Source organism: Mesorhizobium sp. M0227, assembly GCF_040321855.1.
GTDB lineage: Bacteria > Pseudomonadota > Alphaproteobacteria > Rhizobiales > Rhizobiaceae > Mesorhizobium.
Genome location: NZ_JAMYSJ010000003.1, coordinates 234,088 through 255,996, shown reverse-complemented (window position 1 = coordinate 255,996; position 21,909 = coordinate 234,088). Strand labels below are relative to the sequence as shown.

Here is a 21,909-nt window from a genome sequence, read left to right as displayed (position 1 = left end):
GAGAAGCGATGCCTTGCCTGCGGCGCGCGCACCGGCCGCAACTATTGTCTCGCGCCCTGACATCCTCCTGACAGACTGCTGTCAGGAGGGGTATGCGATAGTGCCTCTACACAGAGAGAGGAGACTTAGCCATGAACGGTTACACCATTCTGCGCGGCATGCAGCACTATGTCGGCAAGATCCGGACGATGCGCAACGAGATCCGCACCCAGCGGTTCATGAACTCGCTGCCGGCGGACATTCGCAAGGATATCGGCTGGCCCGACATGTACGCCGACCGTGGCTCTCGCGGCAATTGAAGCCAATTTTTCGACCCGGCGATTGGATGTGGGCGCGTCAACGCCCAGATAACAAGCAGGGTAACAGGTCGACACGCGGAGCGCGCTTATGCCCGAACAAAAGACAATCGGTTTCCTTTTCATCGAAGGCTTCGCTGACTGGGAGTATGGGCTGCTGGCGGCCTCGGCGGTCGAATGGTTCGGCGCCCGTGCCGTGTCGCTGACGCCTGATGGCAAGCAGGTGACGGGCATTAGCGGCTTTCGGCTGATCCCCGATCGCGCAACAGGCGCCGGCGAGAATGCCGATCTCTATGCCATTGCCGTCATTGGTTCCGACCGGTGGACGGGCAAGGCACCGCCTGATGTAGGCGACCTGCTTGCCGCCATTGCATCGCGCGGCGGCGTGGTCGGCGGCATCTGCGCCGGCACGCTGGCGCTGGCCCGAGCCGGCCTTTTCGAGAAGGCCAGGCATACCAGCAATGGCCGCGAGTGGATCAAGGGTCATGAAGCCGGTTATGCCGGTGCCGAGAACTACGAGGATGTGCCGCATGCCGTAGCCGACGGCAACATCGTTTCCGCACCGGGCTCGGCACCAGGCACCTTCGCACTCGCCTTTCTGAAGGCGCTCTACCCCGAAAGAGGCAGCGATCTCGCACAGATGCGGACGCTGTTCGCCAAGGAGTACGCTGAAGCCTCCTGACAGTATGCTGTCAGGAGGGGCGTGCAATGGTGCCAGCTTCGGACACTGCGCATTGGCGTTAAAGGACGATCGATGAAGAGTTGGAACGACAGACTGAGCACACCAGGCATCAACGGCGTGAGGCCGACGCCGCGCACGATGGCCGATGTCGTCGAAGGCCAGCCTATGCTGGTGCCGACGGCGCGCCAGGTCGATGATTTCATCCGCTCGATTCCCGAAGGCGTCGAGATGGATATGCGTGCGCTGCGTACAGCACTTGCCATAGAGCATGGCGCCGAAGTGACATGCCCGGTCACCATAGGCTATCATCTGCGCACTGTTGCCGAAGCCGCCAACGAGGACCTCCAGCGCGGTATGACGCTGAGTGGCGTGGCACCATTCTGGCGCGTGCTCGATGCGAAAACACCGACGACGAAGAAACTGTCCTTCGGCGCGGAGTTCGTCGCCGCGCAGCGCAAGCGCGAAGGGCTGAAGCCATGATACATGCCGCCCAAAAGTGTTCTGCGGTTTTGGGATAGCGGCATGCGCGAAAACACGATGCATGCCACCCAGAGGTGGACCGGTTTCGGGCGACATGCATAGAGACAACGCCGAGGGACCATACGATGCGCCGCGCCGACAGGCTCTTCCAGATCGTGCAGCATCTGCGCGGTGGCCGACTGGTCACTGCCCAGAAGCTCGGCACGTGGCTCGAAGTTTCCGAGCGAACCATCTATCGCGACATTGCCGATTTGCAGTCGACCGGAGTGCCGATCGACGGCGAGGCCGGCGTTGGCTATATGATGAGGGAGGGTTTCGACCTTCCGCCGCTGATGTTCACGCGTGACGAGATCGTCGCGCTGGTCGCCGGCGCCCGCATGGTGCGCGCCTTTGGCGGTGCCGCCATGGCGAGGGCCGCCGACGAGGCGCTGGTCAAGATCGGCGCCGTATTGCCCGATGCCGAGAAAGACCGCATCGCCCGCACTGAGATCCACACACCGATGTGGGTGGTCAGCGACGCTGCTCGCGAGGCGATTGACCTGATCGAGCGCGCGGTCGAAAAACGGCAGGTGCTGACCATCGACTATTCCGACGAGGCCGGCCGCGGCACCGCCCGCGATATCCGCCCGCTCGGCCTGTGGTTTTGGGGCAAGGTGTGGACGCTGGTCGCCTGGTGCGAGATGCGCGACGATTTTCGCGCCTTCCGCATCGATCGCATCGCCTCCGTGGTCATCGCTGGCCGCATCTTCAAGCCCGAGCGCGGCAAGCAGCTTGCCGACTTCTACCGCGCGGTGGAGCGCAGCGAAGATTATGGCATGGCGCCGGATCGCGCGGCGCGCAGCTGAGTTGTTGACCCAATAAAAAGCCCGCTCGAAGCGGGCTTTTATTAGAATGTCAGACAACCTCACTCGTCGTCGTCATTGTCCGTGTTCTTCGACTTCAAGGCCGAAAGCTTGGCGAACACGGCGTTGGCGTCGAGTTCGGCATCCTCGTCCTTGGGCTTCTCGGGAGCCGGCACCAGCCGCTCGGTCAAGGCCGCCGGCAGCAGCGTGTCGCCGACCGGCTGCGCCTGTTCGCGGCCGCGCGAGGCGCGATTGACTTCCATGTCGAGGTCGATCTGCGAGGCGAGGCCCAACGTGACAGGATCCATCGGCTGCAGATTGGCCGAATTCCAGTGCTTGCGCTCACGGATCTGTTCGATCGTCGACTTGGTGGTGCCGACGAGGCGCGAGATCTGCGCGTCCTTGAGCTCGGGATGGTTGCGCACCAGCCACAGAATCGCGTTCGGCCGGTCCTGGCGCTTCGACAGCGGCGTGTAGCGCGGCCCCTTGCGCTTGGATTCGGGCACCCGGACCTTGGGGTCCGAAAGCTTCAGGCGCTGGTTCGGGTCCTTCTCGGCACGGGCGATCTCGTCGCGGGTCAGCTGTCCGGTCATGATCGGGTCCATGCCCTTGATGCCTTGCGCCGATTCACCGTCGGCGATTGCCTTGACCTCGAGCGGGTGCAGCCCGCAGAACTGCGCGATCTGCTCGAAGGAAAGTGCGGTATTGTCGACCAGCCAGACAGCGGTCGCCTTGGGCATCAGCAGCGTATTGGCCATTTTACAAATCCTTCTCGTTCGCCCGCGTTCCCGCGCGGGCGGTGGTTTAGAGCCACCAAAATGGGAAATTCGCGGTCTGTATAACCGCTCTCGGGTCGTTTCGCAACGTTTTTGGAGCCAAGACCGCACCGCGTGCGCTGCGCGCTCCCAAGACCGTCAGATCGCCCGGAGCGCGGCCGTCCCTTGTTCGACGGATGGCGCAAAAAATCGCGCGTCGGCTTTCCGGCCTGTCGGTATCGGCCCGACAGCTCCACCTTACCCGAGGTCGAATGCCTCGAAACGGTAGCGGCCCAGTTGTCATCCAGGTTCAGTAGAACGGCGAATATGGCTCCAGCCCCGCTCGCGTGAAGATGGAAATGGGGTGATCAATTCGCGCGACAACGCCGGCCCCCAAGTTGATGCCCGTTCCGTCGCAAACACTAAAGATTTTCGACCGCGTTCCGATCAGCACATGGACCGGTTTTCCTGCCTGGACGGGGTATGTACTGTTGTGAATGAAAAGGACCCCGCTCGCTTGTAGCGTGTCGTGCGCATTGCCGTTGCTGCTCGAAATTTCGACGTAGTCGCGACCTGCGAATGAATTGTTCGTCCAGATGCCGACAACCCCTTCCACCGAGAGCCAACCATTCGCCCAGCCGTCCGCATCGCGCGGATGGTATTGTCTGAACAGGCGATAGGTTACGCGGTCCGATAGCCAGAAAACCGTTACGTAGCCGTCCATGTCCGGCACATAGGTGAACCAGATGCCGGTCTCGCTCGTGGCGCGCAGGCCATCAGAATCGTATGGGTCCAGATTGTTGGCACTGACGAAATCCATTGAGAGCGGTACCGGATCGGTCACGGCATGATCGTAGAGTTGGGTGAGCGTCCACCGTCCATTGTAGTTGAACCACTTGTCGAAGTAGGTTTCTCGATCGACCCCGCAGAGGCGCGGCTGGCGGCCTCCCTTGCGCAAGGGCGGCCGTTGAAGGTCAACCTCAGATTGCTGTCGAGCGCATGCGGTTGATGGCCCCAAAAAGACAAAACCCGCCGGACGGGGTCCAGCGGGCTCGGAACCGGCGACGGCAAAACCGTCAGCTCCGGCTCTTGCTTCTACGGCAAGGTCCGCTCCTTAGAGCAATTCCGGGAAAAGCGTGAAACGGTTTTCCGTCCGGAGTCGCATCGGCAGGAGCTAGAGCGGTTCATCGTTTCCGTGAAACGGTGAGCCACCCTACAGCGAACCATGCTCGAAGTCAGATGGCCCTGCGGGCGATCTTTTCGATGTCGGCGCGGTTGATGCCGAGATCGCTGAGTTGACGTGCGTTGAGACGGTTCAGTTCGCGGACGGTCTCGGTGTACATACGCCAGTTACGGAAAGCGCGGATCGGGTTCATGGTAGTCCTCCAAAATGATGTTCGTTTCGATGGTGCTCAAATAGGCGTCATCGATGAGGACTTGAATGGCTGATTTTGCATAGCAATGATGCAAATGCTGCATTGCAGCATTAAGCTTCTGTTCATCTTGTAGGCAGCCACGGGCGCGGACCTCGCTCGGCCGGCCTGCAGGCCGGCCGAGTATCGATACGGCCTAGCCGACGTCGAGCACGATCTTGCCGATATGTTCGCCGTCTTCCATCCGCTCATGCGCCCGCCATGCTTCGCTGAGCGGGAAGATCATGTCCATGACAGGAGCAACCTTGCGCGTGCCGAGCAACGGCCACACCTGCGCTTCCAGCGCCGCCGCGATCGCCGCCTTGAACTCGACGGTGCGTGGCCTCAGGGTCGACCCGGTGTGGGTAAGCCGCTTGACCATGATCTTCGAAAAATCCGCGCTTGCGACAGCACCGGCCTGCACGGCGATCTGGACGATCCGGCCCTCAACCGCAGCAGCCTCGTAGTTGCGCCCCACATAGTCGCCGCCGACCATGTCGAGGATGACATTGGCGCCCTTGCCCCCCGTCGCCTCCTTGACTGCGGCGACGAAATCCTCCTCGCGATAGTTGATCGCCCGGTCTGCGCCGAGCTTCAGGCAGGCGTCGCATTTCTCCTTGCTGCCCGCGGTGGTGATGACATAGGCGCCAAAGGCCGAGGCAAGCTGGATTGCTGTTGTGCCGATGCCGGACGAGCCGCCATGGACGAGCAGCGTCTCGCCTTTCTTGAGGGCGCCACGCTCGAACACATTGTGCCAGACGGTGAAGTAATTCTCCGGCACTGCCGCGGCTTCGGTATGGGTGAAGCCGGCGGGCAACGGCAGCACGCTCCCGGCATGGACCTTGACATATTCGGCATAGCCGCCGCCGGGCGTCAGTGCACAGACGCGGTCGCCAATGCGCCAGCGTGATATGTCGTCGCCAAGGGCCGCCACTTCACCCGACGCCTCGAGGCCCGGCAGGTCGGATGCGCCGGGTGGTGGCGGATAGGCGCCTTTGCGCTGCTGGACGTCGGGCCGGTTGACGCCGGCCGCATGCACCTTGATCAGGATCTCGCCGGGCCCGGGCTGCGGCACGTCGCGTGTTTCCGGCTTCAGCACCCGAGGGCCACCCGGCTCCGAGATCGCGATGGCCGTCATCCTTGCCGGAATTTTCTGTCCGCTCGCCATGAGATTTCCCGTCTTTCCTCGCCGTTATCCGACCGGCTGTTTGCATCGACGCCCCTGCCCTATGTATGCTGATTGCCAAATCAGGCAAATGGCCAATCTGGTCTTGGCGGAGGAGGAGCGACGATGGCGATCTTCGACGACGAACCCAAGAAGAAGGCGCGCCCGCACGAGATCGGGCAGGACCTGTCACTGCTTTCCGTCAGCGACTTGACCGAGCGGATCGGCATCCTGCGCGCCGAGATCGCCAGGCTGGAGGCCGAGCTCAAGGCCAAGGACAACACCAAATCCGCCGCCGAGGCGCTGTTCCGTCGCGGATAGGTGCGCGGGCGCTAAAGCCCGCCGCCGAAAAGCCCGAATGCGACTGTCTTCAGACCCAGCGTCCCCGCCAAACTCGAGCCGGATCAAACAATGTTCGCAACCTACCGTCCGATCCTCTCGCTGCTTCGCGGCACCGCCTTCCTGCTGGCGGCGTCTGGATTGCACGGGCTGCTGCTGCCCCTGCGCGGTCAGCTGGAAGGCTTCTCGACCGCATCGCTCGGCCTGATGGGCACGGCCTGGGCCGGCGGCTTCGTCACCGGCTGCTTCTTTGCGCCGCGCATCGTGCGCCGCGCGGGCCACGTGCGCGCCTTCGGCGCCTTTGCCGCGTCGGGCGCCATCGTGGCGCTGCTCACCGGCCTGATCATCGACGAATATGTTTGGATCCTGCTGCGCGCCTTCACCGGCTTCACCATGGCCGGCGCCTTCATGGTCATCGAAAGCTGGCTGAACGAGAAGGCCACCAACGAGAATCGCGGCACCGTCTTCGGCCTCTACATGATGGTCACCTATGCCTCGATCATGGGCGGGCAGATGATCGTCGCCGGCGGCGACGTGAAATCGGCGTCGCTGTTCATGATCACCGGCATCCTGTTTTGCCTGTCGCTCATTCCGACCGCGGTCTCGACCGCCTCCCACCCCAAGCCGCTGCAGGATGTCTCGCTCGACGTCAAAGGCCTTTATGCCAATTCGCCGGTTTCGGCGGTCGCCTGCGTGTTGATCGGCATCGCCAACGGGGCCTGGGGCACGCTTGGCGCGGTCTACGGCGCCCGTATCGGCATCTCCACGGCCGAGATCGCCCTGATGATGAGCCTTGTGGTCGTTGCCGGTGCCGCCATGCAGCTTCCCGCCGGGCGCATGTCCGACAAGACCGACCGGCGTTTCGTGCTGGCGGGCGCTGCTTTCGGCGCGGCCTTGTTCGCGCTCATGATCTTCCTGTTCGAGCCACGCTCCGGCATCTTCGTCATCGTCTTCACCGCAGCCTATGGCGCCTTCGCCTACACGCTCTATTCGATCGCCGTGGCGCATGCCAACGACCACGCGCGCTCGGAGGATTTCGTCAAGGTGTCGGGCGGACTGCTGCTGCTCTACGGCTTCGGCACGATGATTGGACCCTTGCTCGCCGCCGCCCTGATGGGCTGGATGCGCCCGGAAGGCCTGTTCCTGGCGACCGCCTTCGCGCATCTTTGCCTGGCGGGCTACACGCTGCTGCGCATCAGCCGCCGCGCGCCGGTGCCGATCGGGGATCGTGACGCCTTCAAGACGCAGCCGGCCGACCGTTCGGTGACGCCGGAAGCATTGCGGCTTGATCCCAGAAGAAAAGCAGAAGCAGACGGTTGAGATTCGAAAGGCTTTGCCGCACTAATACAGGCATGATGTTTTCCGACGCCTTCATGGCGATTGCCGATCCCAACCGGCGCCATCTTCTGGAAGAACTTCGCCGCGGCCCGAAAACCGTCACCGAACTGGCCGCCGGCTTGCCGGTGTCGCGCCCAGCCGTTTCGCAGCATCTGAAAGTGCTGCTCGATGCCGGCCTGGTCCACGCCAAGCCGGAAGGAACAAGGCGCGTCTATACGGTGAGCGGCACCGGCTTCCTCAAACTCAACATCTGGCTCGATCAGTTCTGGGAAGCCTGAGCTTCTCAGTGTCATTGCCAGCGGCTCGGTCAGTTGACCGACCGTATCGGCGAGCGTCTGGGGCGAGATCGTGCAGCATCCCGATCAGCCATTATTGTAGGGGAAGAACTTGAAGTAGGGCTGCGCCTCCTCGATCACCCGGGCGAAAGCCGGCCGGTGCACCAGCCGGTCGTGATAGCGCTTCACGGCCGGGTATTTGTCGCCGAACGGCTCGACCTTGTTGGCATAGAACAGCGCCGGGGACGCCGCGCAATCGGCCATGGTGAAGGTGTCGCCCATCGCCCAGATCTTCGACTGCATGTCTTGTTCGATGATGGCGTAGGAATTGCGCAACTGGTCGCGGGCCTGCTCGACGCCGAACGGGTCGGTCTTGTCCTGTGGCCGCAACCGGTCGCCGACGATCTTCTGCATCGGCTCCTGCACATAAAAATCATAGAAGCGATCGGCCTGGCGGACGGCCAGCGCCAGGTCGATGTCGGCGGGAACGAGGTCGACCGGCCCCGGATAATGCGCGGCCAGATATTCGACAACGATGGTCGATTCCAGCACCGTGCGGTCGCGCGCATCGTCGCGCAGCGCCGGCATCTTGCCGGCCGGCGAAATCTTCAGGAAGGCCTCGCGCGATTCCGCATTGCCGAGATCGACGATATCAGGGGTAAACGGCGTGGCGTTCTCATACAGCGCGATCAACGGCTTCCAGCAGAAGGAGGCCAGCGGATGGAAATGAAGCGTCAGGGACATTTTTTGCTCGCCTGTTTCGTGGTTTATCGATCGCCGGCGCCGGGCGCGCTCGTCATGGGTTAAACACTGCGGCAAGCATTGCCCTTCAAGACCTGCTTTTGCCGCTTCAGGCGGCGTGGGCAACGATGCCCGCAACAATCATATCCCAGTCGTCCGGGTGCAGCTCGTGGCCACCACCTTCGATCCCGATGATTTTCGCGCCGGTGACCGCCTCGGCCAGCGCCTCGCCATGTTCGACTGGAAAGATCGGATCGGCCGTGCCGTGGATGACCAGCAGCGGCGCCGTCATTTCATGCAGGCGGCCCTTCCAGGCGTCGCCGCCCTTGAGCATGAAATGGTTGGTCGCACTCAGGAAGCCGCCGGAGCGGTCGTGATCCTGCTCGACAAAGGCACGCATCCGGGCCTCGTCGAATGGATGTGCGATGCTGGCGATCGCCCGCGCATCCCTGACGATGAAATCGATCACCTGGCCACGGTCCGACCAATCGACTTTGGCGCCCTCGGCCGAATGCTCGATATAGGCATCGCTCGTCTGCGGAAGGTGCGAAATGTCGGTTCCCACGGGCGAGCTGCTGATGACGGTCAGCGATGCGACACGGGACGGGTGTTTCAACGCCACAAGCTGCGCGATCATGCCGCCCATCGACATGCCGACGACATTCGCCTTGCCGATGCCGTGGTCGTCGAGAACGCGCATTGCATCGTCGGCCATATCATCGAACGTGTAGGGCGGCTCTCCCGGCTTGTATTTGGTCGAACGGCCGGTGTCGCGATTGTCATAGCGGATCACGAACAGGTCGGCACCGGCCAGTTTCCGGCAGAACGCCTCCGGCCACCACAGCATCGAAGCCATCGCTCCCATGATCAGCAACAGCGGCGGGTTCGCCGGATCGCCAAAAGTTTCGGATATGATTTCGGGGCGTTCGGTCGTCGTCACGGTGCGACCTCCTCTCCTGCAATACCGATTGCATTTTGCAATCGGTTGCACGATAATAAAACCGATACGATAATGCAACCGGTTTTGGAGAAAAATCTCATGAGCATGGATCGCCGGTCCGGGTGTCCGATCAACCTGTCGCTGGAAGTCTTCGGCGATCGCTGGAGCTTGATCATCCTTCGCGACATGATCTTCGGCGGCAGGCGTCATTTTCGCGAGCTGCTCAACGGATCGATGGAAGGCATCGCCTCCAACATCCTCGCCGACCGGCTGAAGCGGCTGATGGAGCTGGGCATGCTGACCAAAGCCGACGACCCCTCGCACAAGCAGAAGGCGATCTACAGCCTGACCGAAATGGCGATCACGCTGGTGCCGATCCTGGCCCATCTCGGCGCCTGGGGCCGCATCTGGCTGCCGGTCAGCGAAGAACTGTCGATCCGCGCCGAACTTCTGGAAAAGGGCGGACAGCCGATGTGGGACAAATTCATGGACGAGTTGCGCCATGAACATCTCGGCATGCCGCTCGATACTGCAGCGGGTCCTTCTGTCCGCGCGACCTTGCAGGCCGCCTATGAGGCCGTGGTTGCCAGCAAGGCCCCCGCCGCCAGCACAGCCGCGTAATTAACTTATTTTCCCGTTTTGGGGCCGACTCTGCTAGAAGAGGCGGAAAATCACAATTTACGGGATTGGATAAGGTCTTGGTTGAAAACTCTCGGGATGCTGCCCGCGCGCGCGCCGACCTGCGTTTCAAGAAGCAGGAAGAGGCGGCAACCGTCCGCCAGAAGGCGATGGCCGAATACGTCGCCGAGAGCGACGCCCGCCAGGCCAAGACCAACAAGCTGCGGGCGCTGCGTCTCGCCAAGGAAGCCGAAGACCTAGCCAATGCGCCGGCGGCACCCGCCAAGAAGCCGACCCGCGCCAAGAAAAAATAGCAGCCACCCCTTGAGCCATAAACGCTAATGCCTGTCCTGATGGTATCGGTGAAAGCTGCTTCCATCCCGCCCCTTCACGCGAAGCAATTTCAACCGAAACGGGGATGTTATCTCGCCCGTCGACGGTCGATGATCGACGCGTTTTCAAACAGGAGACTGCCATGACCGCACTGCCGCTCGAAAAAGCCAGGCAAATCATCGATGCCGCCTTTGCTAAGGGCGCCGATCTCAAGCTCAAGCCGCTCGGCGTTTCGGTGCTTGATGCCGGCGGGCATCTGGTCGCCTTCCAGCGCCAGGACGGCGCCTCGTTCCTGCGCCCGCAAATGTCGGCCGGCAAGGCCTACGGTGCGCTCGCCATCGGCATGGGCTCACGCAAAGTCGAGGCCTTCGCCAAGGAGCGCCCGCACTTGGTGGCCGGCATCTCGGACGTCTCGGGCGGACGCGTGCTGCCGGTGGTCGGCGGCGTGCTGATCCGCGACAAGGCCGGAGCCATCATCGGCGCCGTCGGCATCTCAGGCGACACGTCGGACAATGACGAAGCCGCGGCCATCGCCGGCATCGAGGCCGCCGGCTTCACCGCCGATCCGGGCTGAATCCTCTCCACTTTGGTCATCGCTGGGCGAAGCAGGAGCGAAGCTCCGTCGCGGAGGCCCTGGGATGACGAAGCGATGCGCGTTTCCTGCCAATCGCTTCGCTGAGGAACTAATTCAGATTGATGTCTCGGCTGGCCGATCGCATCGACACCGCGAATCCGGCCAGCACATCGAACAGCGCGATGACCATCAGCGTGAAGAAGACGGAATGGGCCGCGCCCTTCACCAACAGGAACTCGACCAGGAAGGCCACGAACACCAGCGTCGACAGAAGATGGTCCATGATCGAGGCGTTGGTCGTGCGCACCGACTTCGCCATTTCGAGGAACAGGAAGATCAGCCCGATCAGTATCATCAGGTCGCCCAGCGTCATCGAGAACACGCCGCCCGACATCATGCTGAAGGAGAAGACCTCGCTCGCCCACGGATCGTCACCGCTACCGAAAATTCCCAGCAGTCCGAGGTTGTAGAGCACGAAAGGCACGATCAGCAGCGGAATGGCACCGAACATCTGGCGTCTCCATGTGGGGGCGATCCTTTGTAGAATGCGCCATAGCCACGTCGTCAAGATGTTTCGCCATCGGCGCTGAACACGGTCGAAGACCGCACGCAACAACCATGTCAGCCGGTTGCCGGCCGAAGGATTTGCAACGCCGGCGGTGCACGCCTGCGCTGCCGGCCCGCCCAAACGCAAAAGGACCAGCCACCGGCCGGTCCTTTTGGAAATTCAAACCTTTGAAAAAGCTGGTCTCAGCTTTCCTTGGGGGTCAACACCTGGCGACCGCGATACATGCCGGTCTTCAGGTCGATATGGTGCGGACGGCGCATTTCGCCGGAATTCTTGTCCTCGACATAGGTCGGGGCCTTGAGGGCGTCGGCCGAGCGGCGCATGCCGCGCTTGGACGGAGAGGTTTTTCGTTTCGGAACGGCCATGGATATGCTCCACTACATGGTCAAAAGCCCCGCCCGCCCTCGTGAAAGGGCCATGTCGGGCCTAAATCTGAGAAAGTCGGGTGCCTATACACGCCCTGTGCCGTTTTGGCCAGCACTGGCGCGAATTTTTTTGGATCGGCTAGCGGAGACAACCGACATAGGCGCCGGAGCGGCCGGCGCGCCGCTCGATCAGATTGGCGAGCCGCCTCAAGCCAGGCCCGGGTTTGGCCGGATTGCGGGCAATCGGATTTGGCAAGGAGACCGCAAGCAAGGCGGCCTGCCGTCGCGACAGCTGTTTTGCCGAAACGCCGAAATGGTGCTGTGCCGCAGCCTCGATGCCGTAGATGCCCGGCCCCCACTCGGCGATGTTGAGGTAGATTTCCATGATGCGCCGTTTCGACATCACCGCATCGAAATAGACGGCCAGCGGCAATTCGACCACCTTGCGCACCGAACCCAGCGGCCGCGACCAGAGAAACAGGTTCTTGACCGTCTGCATGGTGATGGTCGAGGCGCCGCGCGTCGCTTCGCCGGCCAGCGCGTCGTCGACGACGCCCCTCAGCTCGCCGAGATCGACGCCGCGGTGGAAGCAGAACTGCCCGTCCTCCGACATGATGACGGAATTGGCCAGCACCGGCGACACGTCGTCGATCGACACCCAGCGGCGATCGTAACCGGAGAACGTCGCCAGGTCCTTCAGCATCAGCGTCGAGACAGGATGCACGAAGAATGGCAGATACAGAAACGTCAGCACGACCGGAATCAAAGCCAGCACCGCGGCCACGACGATGCCGCGCCGGACCCAGCGCTTGAGACCACGGCGGTTTACGCCCCGCGATCTCGTCGCCATGTCCAGTCTTTCGGTTTCATGATCGACGATCGGTTCCGCCAAGCCGCCCAACCCGTGCTTCTCCCTGCCCCGGCATAATGGCGCTTGGCTTCTTGCGCAACGTCTGAGTGTCGGCTACCGGTCCGGGCCATGACGAATGACGACCAAATGGCGTTCGAAATGGCGCTGATCAGACGGGCAGCCGCCGTCGAGGTGCTGCTGCGGCGGCTGCTCGACGACCGTGCGCTTTCGGGCGAGATCGCGCGGCCTGAGCGTTTGATGGCGGCGATGCGGCACGGCGTGCTGAACGGCGGCAAGCGCCTGCGCCCTTTCCTGGTCATGGAAAGTGCCGCCCTTTTTTCCGCCGATGGCGAGGCGGCATTGCGCGTCGCCGCAGCCCTTGAATGCGTGCATTGCTATTCGCTGATACACGACGATCTGCCCGCCATGGACGACGACGATCTGCGCCGTGGCCAGCCGACCGTGCACAGAGCCTTCGACGAGGCGACCGCTATCCTGGCCGGCGACGCCTTGCTGACGCTGGCCTTCGACATCATTGCTGGCGAGGCGACCGCCCTGCCGGCGGAACGGCGGGTAGCCCTGGTGCTGGCGCTTGCCCGTGCGGCCGGAGCCGGTGGCATGGTCGGCGGCCAGAAGCTCGACCTCGAAGCCGAACAGGCGCCGCCGGACGAGACCGGCATCATCCGGCTGCAGGCGATGAAGACCGGCGCGCTGATCCGTTTCGCTTGCGAGGCAGGCGCACTCATTGCCGGTGCACCAGCCGATGACCGCGAGCGGCTGGCCGAATTCGGCTCGGCGATCGGTCTTGCCTTCCAGCTTGCCGACGACCTGCTCGATTTGACCGCCGATGCCAGCCAGATGGGCAAGGCGACCGGCAAGGACGCCGCCGCCGGCAAGGCGACGCTGGTGGCCTTGCATGGTGCGAATTGGGCACGCGGCCAGCTTCACGGCCTCGTCGAACAGGCCCATGCACTGCTTGAGCCCTATGGCGACGATGCCCAATTGCTGAAGGAAGCGGCGACGTTCGTGGCGGCGCGTAACAGCTGAGGTTGTGCCAGCCGGAACATCGAGCTGATCGACGCACGCACGTCCCCGCCGGCCGGTTCTGAAATAGAGCTTGAGCGGAAGCCTGCCGAGGCAGAGGATCGACATCGCTTTGCCACCGCACGGCAAGCACGCGGTGCGGATAGAGTTGGAGGGATGCCATGTCGACCACCGACAAGCTGTTCACCGGTTCCATTCCCGAAGTCTAGGACCGGGCGATGGTGCCGCTGATCTTCGAGCCCTATGCGCAGGATCTGGCGGAGAGAGTGTCGAAGCTCGGGCCGCAATCGGTGCTCGAAGTGGCGGCGGGCACCGGTGTGGTGACGCGTGCGCTGGCAGCAAGATTGCCGGCGCAAACACGCATCGTGGCCACCGACCTTAACCAGCCGATGCTCGACCACGCGCGCACGCGGATGTCGGACGATCCTCGTATCATCTGGCAGCAGGCCGACGCCCAGGCACTGCCCTTCGAGGACGCCCGGTTCGACGCCGTGGTCTGCCAATTTGGCGCGATGTTCTTCCCCGATCGAGTGGGCGCCTACGGACAAGCGCGGCGGGTGATGCGGCCGGGCGGGCATTTCCTGTTCAACGTCTGGGGTGCCATCGAAGACAATGAGTTCGCCGAGGAAGTGACGCGGGCACTCGGCCATTTCTTTCCGGCCGATCCGCCTCGCTTCATGGCGAGGACGCCGCATGGCTATCACGATGCAGACGCCATCCGCGCCGACCTGCATGCCGCCGGCTTCCGTGACATCACCATAGAGCCGCTGGATGCCGTCAGCGCCGCTTCCTCGCCATATGAGGCGGCCGCGGCCTATTGCCAGGGCACGCCCCTGCGGGCTGAGATCGAGGCGCGCGGCGGCTCGCTGGAGGAGACGACGCGATACGTGGCAAATGCCCTTGGGAAACGGTTCGGGGAAGGCTCGGTGAGTGGCCGCATCCGCGCCCTCGTCGTGGAAGCGGCCTAGGCGTGGTGTCCATCCGGCGGCTCGCATGGCCTGCCAACCCGCACGAACGAAATTTTAATGTAAATGAAGCGTAATCCCGGCCATTAAAATGGTGCGTATGTGTTGGGGTTGCGCATGCCTGAATATTCGTCCTTCATCCGGTCGGTCCGGATCCGCTATATTTCAGGTTTGCTGATCTTCGCGCTGGCTTCCGCCGGCATCGTGATTGCGCTTGACCGCGTCAATTCCTTTCGCCGCGACATCGATGCGCTGAGCAGCAATCTCGTCATCTTCACCCGCGACCTGCGCAACGCGACCAGCTTTGCCGAGACGACCGGGACAGCCTGGCGGGCGGAGACACGCGATGCCCTGACCACATCGGCGCGCGGCCATTCGGAGCGTCTGACCGGCGAGATCGAGACGCTGACCGCCCAGCTTGCGGCGATCAAGCCGCGGCTGTCGATCAAGACCGTCAACGAACTCCAGTCCGCTTCCGTCAACGGCGATCTGTTCTGGTCGCCGCGCGACATGGTGCGCAATTTTAACCTGATGTCGGTGGCGCAGAAGGTCGACGAGTGGAGCTATCGCGAAATCCGCAACCAGAACGACCTGTTTGCCCAGCCTATGCTGGTTCGCGTCCGCACCGCCATGGATGATGAGCGCCACCTGGCCGATGCCTCAAGCGACAGACTGCTGCTGTGGGCGAGCGGCATCCTGTTCGCGGCACTTGCCATCGTCGCCTTCTGGATCTTCCGCCCGATGGAAGTGGCAATCCGCCGCGCCTTTGCCGAATCCGCCGAATCCCTGTTCAAGGCCGAGGCCGCCGACCGCGCCAAATCGGAATTCCTGGCCAATATGAGCCACGAAATCCGCACGCCGATGAACGGCGTGCTCGGCATGGCCGAACTGCTGGCCAAGACCGATCTGACCCCGCGCCAGAAGACCTTCACGGACGTCATCGTCAAATCCGGCAACGCACTGCTCACCATCATCAACGACATCCTCGATTTCTCCAAGATCAATGCCGGCCAGCTCACCCTCGACCCTGCTCCCTTTCGCCTTTCCGAGGCGGTCGAGGATGTGGCGACGCTGGTCTCGGCGCGCGTCGCCGAAAAGAACCTCGAACTGATCGTGCGTGTCGACCCGCGCCTGCCGGCCCATGTCGTCGGTGACGCCGGCCGGTTCCGGCAGATCATCACCAACCTGCTCGGCAATGCCGTGAAATTCACCGAGAAGGGTCATGTGCTGATCGATGTCGGCGGCGAAATCGTCAACGACGTGGTCCAGCTCAAGGTCCGCGTCGAAGACACCGGCATCGGCATACCGGCCGAGAAACTGCAGAATGTATTCGAGAAATTCGCGCAGGTGGACGGCTCGTCCACCCGCCGTCATGAGGGCACGGGGCTGGGCCTCGCCATCGCCGCCCGCCTCGTCGACCTGATGGCAGGCAAGATCGGTGTCGAGAGCGAGATCGGCCGCGGCTCGGTGTTCTGGTTCGCGGTGCCGCTGCCCGCGCACCAGGCGGCCGCGCGCGACGAGATCGTGCCGGTCGACGTCACCGGCGCGCGCGTGCTGGTCATCGACGACAATCCGGTCAACCGCGAAATCCTGCTCGAGCAGCTCAGAAGCTGGAGCTTCGATTGTGCCGCCGCCGAAAGCGGCGCGGTGGGGCTTGCCTTCCTCGACCGCGCCTTTCAATTGGGCGCCGCCGTCGACTGCATCATCCTCGACTACCAAATGCCGGGCATGAACGGCGCCGATGTCGCCAGAGCCATTGCGTCCGACAGCCGGCTGTCCTCCATCCCGGTGGTGTTGCTGACCTCGGTCGACCAGGTCGATTTCGGCAAGATGATCATCGACTTCGGCATATCAGCACACCTGACCAAGCCGGCGCGCTCCGCGGTGCTGCTCGGCACCGTCATCTCGGTGATCCAGAAGGCCCGCTCGCAGGTCGGCAAGGCGCGATTCGTCCGCGAACCGATCGTGCAGGCTCCCCCGGCGGCGCCGCCCGCCTTCACCGTCATCCGCGGCCCGGCAATGCCGGTCGCGGCAGCGCCGGAATCGACAACCGCGCCGAACGGACCGATCGACATCCTCATTGCCGAGGACAATGACGTGAACCAACTGGTGTTCGGCCAGATCCTCAACGGGTTGGGCTTGAGCTACCGCATCGCCGGCAATGGCCGCACGGCGGTCGAGATGTACCGGGCGCTGCGCCCCAAGCTGATCCTGATGGATGTCTCGATGCCCGAAATGAACGGCTATGAGGCGACCCGCGCCATCCGGGCGATGGAGGTCTCGACGGGCGCCCACATCCCGATCATCGGCGTCACCGCGCACGCGCTGAAGGGTGATCGCGACAAGTGCATCGAATCAGGCATGGACGACTATCTGCCGAAGCCCGTTTCGCCCGACCGCCTCGGCACCAAGATCGGCACCTGGCTCAGCGAAACGGTCGTGGCCAAGACCGCCTAGACTGCATCCATGAGGATGCGTCAGACGGCTGCTGCCTCCAGACGATAGCGGCGCATCCAGTCGAGGCTTGTCGCGTCAGCAAGCTTTGCAACGCCGGGGCTTATATCCTCCTCGTCCGGCGCTCGGACCCTCAGGGCTTCGCAGATGCCTAGCAATGTCGCGGCCGGATTGCCTGAAAGGCGCTCATAGCCGACGCGCAGCGGGGATATGCCTTGCTCTGCGAACCAAATGTTCCAGGCCGCGTCATAGGTCTCGAGTTCCGCGACCTCTCGTTTGATCCGCTCGAAATCATATTGAGGCTCTTTCGGCGGCGCGACCCTTTCGATCTCGGTGCCGTCGGGAGCGATATGCCAAAGACCGGTCTGCTCTGCCTTGATCAGGGAGACAGCCTGCGCGAGCTTGTCCTCCCGCGAGAGGTGTATGTAGAGAACATTGCCGAATGCTCTTCCGAACCGCGCTCTGTCCGACTGCAGTTTCGGGAAAATCCGGTCGAGGATCGTCGAAAGCTCATCCAGATTTTCGCGCATCAAGCGAAGGCCGAAGAGGCTGGTCCCACCCTTGCCCGCAGCGATCGCCGCGTTGAGATAGGCGACATTGAAGTCGAGCTCACTCATCGTGCCGCGATCCGGCAGCTTCCACTCTTCAGCCCACTCCAGCACATCCTGCCGCCGATAGAATGAGTGCGGATCGCCAGTCGTCTTCGTGGATGCCAGAAGCTTGCACAGCAGCGTGCTTCCGGTCCTCGGCGTGCCGCAGATTATGTACCCATCGAACATGTTGTGTCCATGCTGCTCGTCAAAGGCAGGGGCTGTCGCCTTGGAGAAGATGGCCGCCGCTATAGCTGAAATCTTTGCTGGATGCGACGTCACGGCTGTCGCTCTTAAATGCCTCTCTCAGACAAACACCATGCCGGCAGCGGCCAAATTACCGGTTGCGCACCACCACGCACGCCCCACCGACGCTTTGCAATTTCTGGCAAATAACGTTGGCATCGGCGCGGCGGTCGACACCGATCCTGACCGCGTAGATGCCGCGCCGGCCGATCGGCGTGCGCACCCGGCTGACCACCGGATCATGCCCGTTGAGCAGGGCCGGGAACCGGCTCCTTATCCTGAGCCACTGGTTGATCGCGGCGCTGCGGCGAAAATTGCCGGCCACCTGGATGCCCCATGGCTTTATGTTGATCGAAGCCATGGCCACCGTCCGCGACATGATCACCGGCAGTTTTCGGCAAGCGACGGCAAAATCCGTCTTTGCGTCGAGCGGCTCGACTTTTCCGGCATAGGCCCGGTCCGTGAACTTGTCGGCTGGTTCGCCCATGATGTCTAAGACATAGCTTTCGGTCTCCATCGGCAGGAAGCCGCCGGAGCTGAGCCAGCGCGACACCCGGCTCTCGCCGGCATTGTAGGCGGCGGCGGCCAGGCCGAGATTGCCGTAGCCGGTTTTCATTTCGGCGAGATATCTAGCCGAAGCCGGAATCGCCTGGTTGATGTCGAAGGAATTGGCAAGCCCGCGCATCTTGGCGGTGCCCGGCATGAACTGGGCAATGCCTTCGGCACCGACCGGACTGACGGCGTTGGGATCGAAACGGCTTTCCTTCCAGATCAGCCGGGCAAAGAAATCCCTGGACAGGCCGTTCTGGTCGGCATGCGCCTGGATCAGATTGCAGACTTTGTCGATCAGCCGCTGCTTGGCGGATTGCGGCGGATCGGCCTGCACAAGGGCCGACCAGGTCAGCCCGTACAGCAGGATCAGCGTCGCCCATAGGAAACGCTGCATTTGACCTACTCTGCCGCGGCCTTGCCGCCGCGACCGAACCGCTGTTCGATATAGTCGGCGACCATTTTCTCGAAATCCGCGGCGATCGACGGCCCGCGCAACGTCGCCGCCTTTTTGCCGTCGACGAAGACAGGCGCCGTCGGCATTTCGCCCGTGCCGGGCAGCGAAATGCCGATATCGGCATGCTTGGACTCGCCAGGGCCGTTGACGATGCAACCCATCACCGCGACCTTGAGGTTCTCGACGCCGGGGTATTTGTCGCGCCACACGGGCATGTTCTTCCTGAGATCGGCCTGGATGTTCTGGGCGAGCTCCTGAAACACGGTGGAGGTGGTGCGGCCGCAGCCGGGGCAAGCGGCAACAATCGGCACGAACTGCCTGAACCCCATGGTCTGCAGCAATTCCTGCGACACCTGCACCTCGCGCGTGCGGTCGCCATTCGGCTCCGGTGTCAGCGAGATGCGGATGGTGTCGCCGATGCCTTGCTGGAGCAGGATGCCCATGGCGGCCGACGAAGCGACGATGCCCTTCGAGCCCATGCCGGCTTCGGTCAGGCCGAGATGCAGCGCGTGGTTGGAGCGGGTGGCGAGCTCGGTATAGACGGCGATCAGGTCCTGCACGCCGCTGACCTTGGCCGACAGGATGATTTTCTCGCGGCCAAGGCCGATCTCTTCCGCCATCTCGGCCGACAGGATCGCCGACTGCACGATCGCCTCGCGCATCACCTCCTGCGCCGTCAGCGGGAAACCCTTGTCCTGGTTGTCGTCCATCAGCCGGGTCAAAAGCTCCTGGTCGAGCGAGCCCCAGTTGACGCCGATGCGCACCGGCTTGTCATGACGGATCGCCATCTCGACGATATCGGCGAACTGCCGGTCCTTCTTGTCCTTGAAGCCGACATTGCCTGGGTTGATCCGATATTTGGCTAGCGCCTCGGCGCAGGCCGGATGATCGGCCAAGAGCTTGTGGCCGATATAGTGGAAATCGCCGACCAGCGGCACGTTGATGCCGAGCCGCTGAAGCCGCTCATGAATGCGCGGCACGGCGGCGGCGCTCTCGTCGCGATCGACGGTGATGCGCACGATCTCCGACCCGGCCCGATGCAGGGCTGCGACCTGCGCAACGGTCTGGTCGATATCGGCCGTGTCGGTGTTGGTCATCGATTGGACGACAACGGGCGCACCGCCGCCGACGATCACGCCGCCGACATCGACGCCGACCGACGTGCGGCGGGGGAAAGGAGAGGAAAAATATCCGGTCATGCCGGCAGCCTTTTGTCTCTGGGGCATCTTGTGTCCTGCATGGACGCACAACGACGCCCCGGGCCGATGCGCTGAGGTCCGGGCATGAGGTGGAGGAGCAAAGATGGCTTGTCAATGGCGACAGGTCGCCACTGGCCGGAATCGCCCGCCGCCGGCGACCAGAAACAATCGATGATCTGGCGAAACGGGCGACGGCCGAAGCGGAGATTGAGCCGGGTGCAAGTCCAGCTTCGGCTGACAGACCGGTGCTGGAAAATCAAAACCCTCCACGCCGGCGGCGGGGTGCCGCCGGGAAAAGAGGCCGCGGATATGGGGCGGCTATGTCAGGAGGGCATCAATGCGTGGTCGGTTTGCCTCTTAGTTTTTCAATCTCGTCCTTGAGTGCCAGCTTGCGTCGCTTGAGATTCACGATTTCGAGGTCGTCTACCGATGGATGATTCATCGCGTCATCGATTTCACGTTCGATGTCGCCGTGTTTCCGCTGCAACTCATCAAGATGGGATGCAAGAGACATGATTGGTTCTCCCTTTCATGGTTTTCCTCGATTGCAACCGTCACGGCGCGTCCACCGCAGGTTCGCTTCTGTGACGGCACAATGACACTGTGCCACCATCCGGCCGCGATGTCGAATGATCCGTGGTAGCATTCCACGACACCTTGAAATGTGATATGGGCTGCACGCCGGTGACAAAACACCCGGTCCCGCCCAATCAGGCCCAGTTTTGGGCGCCGCAGACGTGCAGACGGTAGAGAATGTCCGATCAGGAACAGGCCGATATTCGCCTAGAATTTTCCCGCCTGAAGCAGGAACACGCCGATTTCGATGCGGCCATCAACGCGATGATCGCCATGGCCTGCGATCCGCTGCAGATTCAGCGCATGAAGAAGAAGAAGCTGTTCCTGAAGGACCGGCTGATGGCGCTGGAAGACAAGATCATTCCCGACATCATTGCGTGAGTTGGCGTTCGCTCGCTCGCGCTACACGGCGATCGAAAGCTTCGCGGCACGATCACGCAGCAGGCCGATAAGTTCGCCGGTCCGCCCCTCGGATGTATCGATGGGGACCACCAGGCACATCGTCGCCTCGACCTTGCCCGGCGCTGAAAACACCGGCGCGGCAAGGCACTTGGTATAGGCATCGACAAGGCCTGAAGTGACGCAATAGCCGGTGATCCGCGCTTTTGCGATGTCGGCGACGAAATCGTCGAGCCGCAGTTTGCGCCCGTCGGGCAGCACGAGATCGTCGTTTGACACCATGTCTTCGATCTCAGCCTTCTCCAGCCCCGCCAGAAGCAGCCGCCCCGAGGCTGTCCAGGGCAGCGGTATCTGCAAGCCGGTGGCGGAACTGATGCGGAACGGCCTGGTGCCGGGACTCGCATGGACGATCGTATAGCGGCCGCTCTGCAGCATGCACAGTTCGGAAGTCTCGCCGGTCTCGCGCGACAGATTGTCGACCTCCTGGCGCCCCCGCCTCAACAGGTCGTTGCCCCGCACATAGTCCATTCCGTAGAGATAAAGCTTCTTGCCGAAATAGACGCGATTGTCGTCGCCTTGCATTTCCAGCAGTCCCGCATCGACCAGCGACCGCACAAGCGTATAGGTCGTCGAGCGGGGCGCGTTCACGCCCTTGGCAAGGTCGCCAATGCCGATCGCGCGCTGGGTCGTGTGAAGAAACTCCAGAATCTCGAGCACCCGGTTGAGCCCCTTTTCTCGGGAGCCCGAAATCTTCTCGCCGGCTGAAAGTGCCGAGGCATTGCCATCTTGCATTGTTGATTCCCGGTGTTAGTATCTGTCCTGTACAGGATACACGCGTCTCTTGTAAGAGACAATCG

Annotated in this window: 28 protein-coding genes; 14 read left to right on the top strand and 14 right to left on the bottom strand. The window is 62.6% G+C overall.

Annotated elements, in window-relative coordinates; genetic code table 11:
* Positions 1–131: 131 nt before the first annotated feature.
* From NKJ00_RS06875 to NKJ00_RS06860, 4 genes are all read left to right on the top strand, one after another.
* Complete coding sequence (locus NKJ00_RS06875) at positions 132–299, top strand: hypothetical protein (protein ID WP_023810960.1); 168 nt, start codon at positions 132–134, stop codon at positions 297–299.
* Between the two features lie 88 nt (positions 300–387).
* On the top strand, positions 388–978 hold the full coding sequence (locus NKJ00_RS06870) for a DJ-1/PfpI family protein (protein WP_023810959.1): 591 nt from the start codon (positions 388–390) through the stop codon (positions 976–978).
* Between the two features lie 72 nt (positions 979–1,050).
* Positions 1,051–1,458, top strand: a complete 408-nt coding sequence (locus tag NKJ00_RS06865) for a hypothetical protein (RefSeq protein WP_023810958.1) — start codon at positions 1,051–1,053, stop codon at positions 1,456–1,458.
* Between the two features lie 125 nt (positions 1,459–1,583).
* Positions 1,584–2,303 (top strand): helix-turn-helix transcriptional regulator, encoded by a 720-nt coding sequence (locus NKJ00_RS06860; protein ID WP_013529238.1) that lies wholly within the window; start codon positions 1,584–1,586, stop codon positions 2,301–2,303.
* 59 nt (positions 2,304–2,362) lie between these two features.
* Here the strand turns inward: NKJ00_RS06860 and NKJ00_RS06855 are convergent, their stop codons facing one another.
* The 4 genes from NKJ00_RS06855 to NKJ00_RS06840 all read right to left on the bottom strand — a co-directional run bounded on the left by NKJ00_RS06855 (position 2,363) and on the right by NKJ00_RS06840 (position 5,635).
* Positions 2,363–3,058: a DUF1013 domain-containing protein gene (locus NKJ00_RS06855; RefSeq protein ID WP_023810957.1), complete on the bottom strand. Its 696-nt coding sequence runs from the start codon at positions 3,056–3,058 to the stop codon at positions 2,363–2,365.
* Positions 3,059–3,365: 307 nt separating this feature from the next.
* Positions 3,366–4,013 (bottom strand): hypothetical protein, encoded by a 648-nt coding sequence (locus tag NKJ00_RS06850; RefSeq protein WP_023810956.1) that lies wholly within the window; start codon positions 4,011–4,013, stop codon positions 3,366–3,368.
* A 277-nt stretch (positions 4,014–4,290) separates the two neighbouring features.
* Positions 4,291–4,431 (bottom strand): DUF1127 domain-containing protein, encoded by a 141-nt coding sequence (locus NKJ00_RS06845; protein ID WP_013529236.1) that lies wholly within the window; start codon positions 4,429–4,431, stop codon positions 4,291–4,293.
* Between the two features lie 193 nt (positions 4,432–4,624).
* On the bottom strand, positions 4,625–5,635 hold the full coding sequence (locus NKJ00_RS06840) for an NAD(P)H-quinone oxidoreductase (RefSeq protein WP_032909131.1): 1,011 nt from the start codon (positions 5,633–5,635) through the stop codon (positions 4,625–4,627).
* 123 nt (positions 5,636–5,758) lie between these two features.
* Between NKJ00_RS06840 and NKJ00_RS06835 the strand changes: the two genes are divergently transcribed.
* The 3 genes from NKJ00_RS06835 (at position 5,759) to NKJ00_RS06825 (ending at position 7,587) form a co-directional block, all read left to right on the top strand.
* A complete protein-coding gene (locus tag NKJ00_RS06835) occupies positions 5,759–5,953 on the top strand; it encodes a DUF1192 domain-containing protein (RefSeq protein WP_352554508.1) in 195 nt (64 codons plus the stop codon).
* Positions 5,954–6,043: 90 nt separating this feature from the next.
* The gene (locus tag NKJ00_RS06830) at positions 6,044–7,291 is read left to right on the top strand and encodes an MFS transporter (protein WP_352611773.1); all 1,248 of its coding nucleotides are present in this window, start codon (positions 6,044–6,046) and stop codon (positions 7,289–7,291) included.
* A 32-nt stretch (positions 7,292–7,323) separates the two neighbouring features.
* Positions 7,324–7,587, top strand: a complete 264-nt coding sequence (locus tag NKJ00_RS06825; RefSeq protein ID WP_013529232.1) for an ArsR/SmtB family transcription factor — start codon at positions 7,324–7,326, stop codon at positions 7,585–7,587.
* Between the two features lie 84 nt (positions 7,588–7,671).
* Here the strand turns inward: NKJ00_RS06825 and NKJ00_RS06820 are convergent, their stop codons facing one another.
* Both NKJ00_RS06820 and NKJ00_RS06815 read right to left on the bottom strand, forming a co-directional pair.
* Complete coding sequence (locus NKJ00_RS06820; RefSeq protein WP_128305883.1) at positions 7,672–8,328, bottom strand: glutathione S-transferase family protein; 657 nt, start codon at positions 8,326–8,328, stop codon at positions 7,672–7,674.
* A 106-nt stretch (positions 8,329–8,434) separates the two neighbouring features.
* A complete protein-coding gene (locus NKJ00_RS06815; protein ID WP_352611772.1) occupies positions 8,435–9,265 on the bottom strand; it encodes an alpha/beta fold hydrolase in 831 nt (276 codons plus the stop codon).
* 99 nt (positions 9,266–9,364) lie between these two features.
* On the opposite strand from NKJ00_RS06815, the gene NKJ00_RS06810 reads away from it, so the two are divergent.
* The 3 genes from NKJ00_RS06810 (at position 9,365) to NKJ00_RS06800 (ending at position 10,790) form a co-directional block, all read left to right on the top strand.
* On the top strand, positions 9,365–9,886 hold the full coding sequence (locus NKJ00_RS06810; RefSeq protein WP_128305885.1) for a winged helix-turn-helix transcriptional regulator: 522 nt from the start codon (positions 9,365–9,367) through the stop codon (positions 9,884–9,886).
* A 77-nt stretch (positions 9,887–9,963) separates the two neighbouring features.
* The gene (locus tag NKJ00_RS06805) at positions 9,964–10,197 is read left to right on the top strand and encodes a hypothetical protein (RefSeq protein ID WP_127296851.1); all 234 of its coding nucleotides are present in this window, start codon (positions 9,964–9,966) and stop codon (positions 10,195–10,197) included.
* 161 nt (positions 10,198–10,358) lie between these two features.
* Positions 10,359–10,790, top strand: a complete 432-nt coding sequence (locus NKJ00_RS06800) for a GlcG/HbpS family heme-binding protein (protein ID WP_023810947.1) — start codon at positions 10,359–10,361, stop codon at positions 10,788–10,790.
* A 109-nt stretch (positions 10,791–10,899) separates the two neighbouring features.
* On the opposite strand, the gene NKJ00_RS06795 is transcribed toward NKJ00_RS06800, so the two are convergent.
* The 3 genes from NKJ00_RS06795 to NKJ00_RS06785 all read right to left on the bottom strand — a co-directional run bounded on the left by NKJ00_RS06795 (position 10,900) and on the right by NKJ00_RS06785 (position 12,624).
* On the bottom strand, positions 10,900–11,301 hold the full coding sequence (locus NKJ00_RS06795) for a hypothetical protein (RefSeq protein ID WP_127296853.1): 402 nt from the start codon (positions 11,299–11,301) through the stop codon (positions 10,900–10,902).
* A 239-nt stretch (positions 11,302–11,540) separates the two neighbouring features.
* Positions 11,541–11,723, bottom strand: a complete 183-nt coding sequence (gene rpmF, locus NKJ00_RS06790) for a 50S ribosomal protein L32 (RefSeq protein WP_008834724.1) — start codon at positions 11,721–11,723, stop codon at positions 11,541–11,543.
* Positions 11,724–11,862: 139 nt separating this feature from the next.
* A complete protein-coding gene (locus NKJ00_RS06785) occupies positions 11,863–12,624 on the bottom strand; it encodes a transglycosylase domain-containing protein (RefSeq protein WP_031213164.1) in 762 nt (253 codons plus the stop codon).
* 78 nt (positions 12,625–12,702) lie between these two features.
* On the opposite strand from NKJ00_RS06785, the gene NKJ00_RS06780 reads away from it, so the two are divergent.
* The 3 genes from NKJ00_RS06780 (at position 12,703) to NKJ00_RS06770 (ending at position 17,039) form a co-directional block, all read left to right on the top strand.
* A complete protein-coding gene (locus NKJ00_RS06780) occupies positions 12,703–13,620 on the top strand; it encodes a polyprenyl synthetase family protein (RefSeq protein ID WP_352442020.1) in 918 nt (305 codons plus the stop codon).
* A 215-nt stretch (positions 13,621–13,835) separates the two neighbouring features.
* Entirely contained in the window at positions 13,836–14,585 is a 750-nt protein-coding gene (locus NKJ00_RS06775) for a class I SAM-dependent methyltransferase (RefSeq protein ID WP_352629240.1), read from the top strand.
* A 114-nt stretch (positions 14,586–14,699) separates the two neighbouring features.
* Complete coding sequence (locus NKJ00_RS06770; protein ID WP_352554511.1) at positions 14,700–17,039, top strand: response regulator; 2,340 nt, start codon at positions 14,700–14,702, stop codon at positions 17,037–17,039.
* A gap of 20 nt (positions 17,040–17,059) precedes the next feature.
* Here the strand turns inward: NKJ00_RS06770 and NKJ00_RS06765 are convergent, their stop codons facing one another.
* The 4 genes from NKJ00_RS06765 to NKJ00_RS06750 all read right to left on the bottom strand — a co-directional run bounded on the left by NKJ00_RS06765 (position 17,060) and on the right by NKJ00_RS06750 (position 20,591).
* Entirely contained in the window at positions 17,060–17,908 is an 849-nt protein-coding gene (locus NKJ00_RS06765) for a Stf0 family sulfotransferase (RefSeq protein ID WP_352629238.1), read from the bottom strand.
* Between the two features lie 55 nt (positions 17,909–17,963).
* Positions 17,964–18,818, bottom strand: a complete 855-nt coding sequence (locus NKJ00_RS06760) for a lytic transglycosylase domain-containing protein (protein WP_352629236.1) — start codon at positions 18,816–18,818, stop codon at positions 17,964–17,966.
* A 5-nt stretch (positions 18,819–18,823) separates the two neighbouring features.
* Positions 18,824–20,077 carry a flavodoxin-dependent (E)-4-hydroxy-3-methylbut-2-enyl-diphosphate synthase gene (gene ispG / locus NKJ00_RS06755; RefSeq protein WP_352629314.1) on the bottom strand — a complete coding sequence of 418 codons (1,254 nt, stop codon included), beginning with the start codon at positions 20,075–20,077 and terminating at the stop codon, positions 18,824–18,826.
* 334 nt (positions 20,078–20,411) lie between these two features.
* Positions 20,412–20,591: a YdcH family protein gene (locus NKJ00_RS06750; protein ID WP_013529217.1), complete on the bottom strand. Its 180-nt coding sequence runs from the start codon at positions 20,589–20,591 to the stop codon at positions 20,412–20,414.
* Between the two features lie 239 nt (positions 20,592–20,830).
* Here NKJ00_RS06750 and NKJ00_RS06745 point away from each other — a divergent pair, with 239 nt between their 5' ends.
* Positions 20,831–21,034: a YdcH family protein gene (locus NKJ00_RS06745; RefSeq protein ID WP_013529216.1), complete on the top strand. Its 204-nt coding sequence runs from the start codon at positions 20,831–20,833 to the stop codon at positions 21,032–21,034.
* A gap of 21 nt (positions 21,035–21,055) precedes the next feature.
* Here the strand turns inward: NKJ00_RS06745 and NKJ00_RS06740 are convergent, their stop codons facing one another.
* Entirely contained in the window at positions 21,056–21,844 is a 789-nt protein-coding gene (locus NKJ00_RS06740) for an IclR family transcriptional regulator (protein WP_352554513.1), read from the bottom strand.
* Between the last annotated feature and the right edge of the window lie 65 nt (positions 21,845–21,909).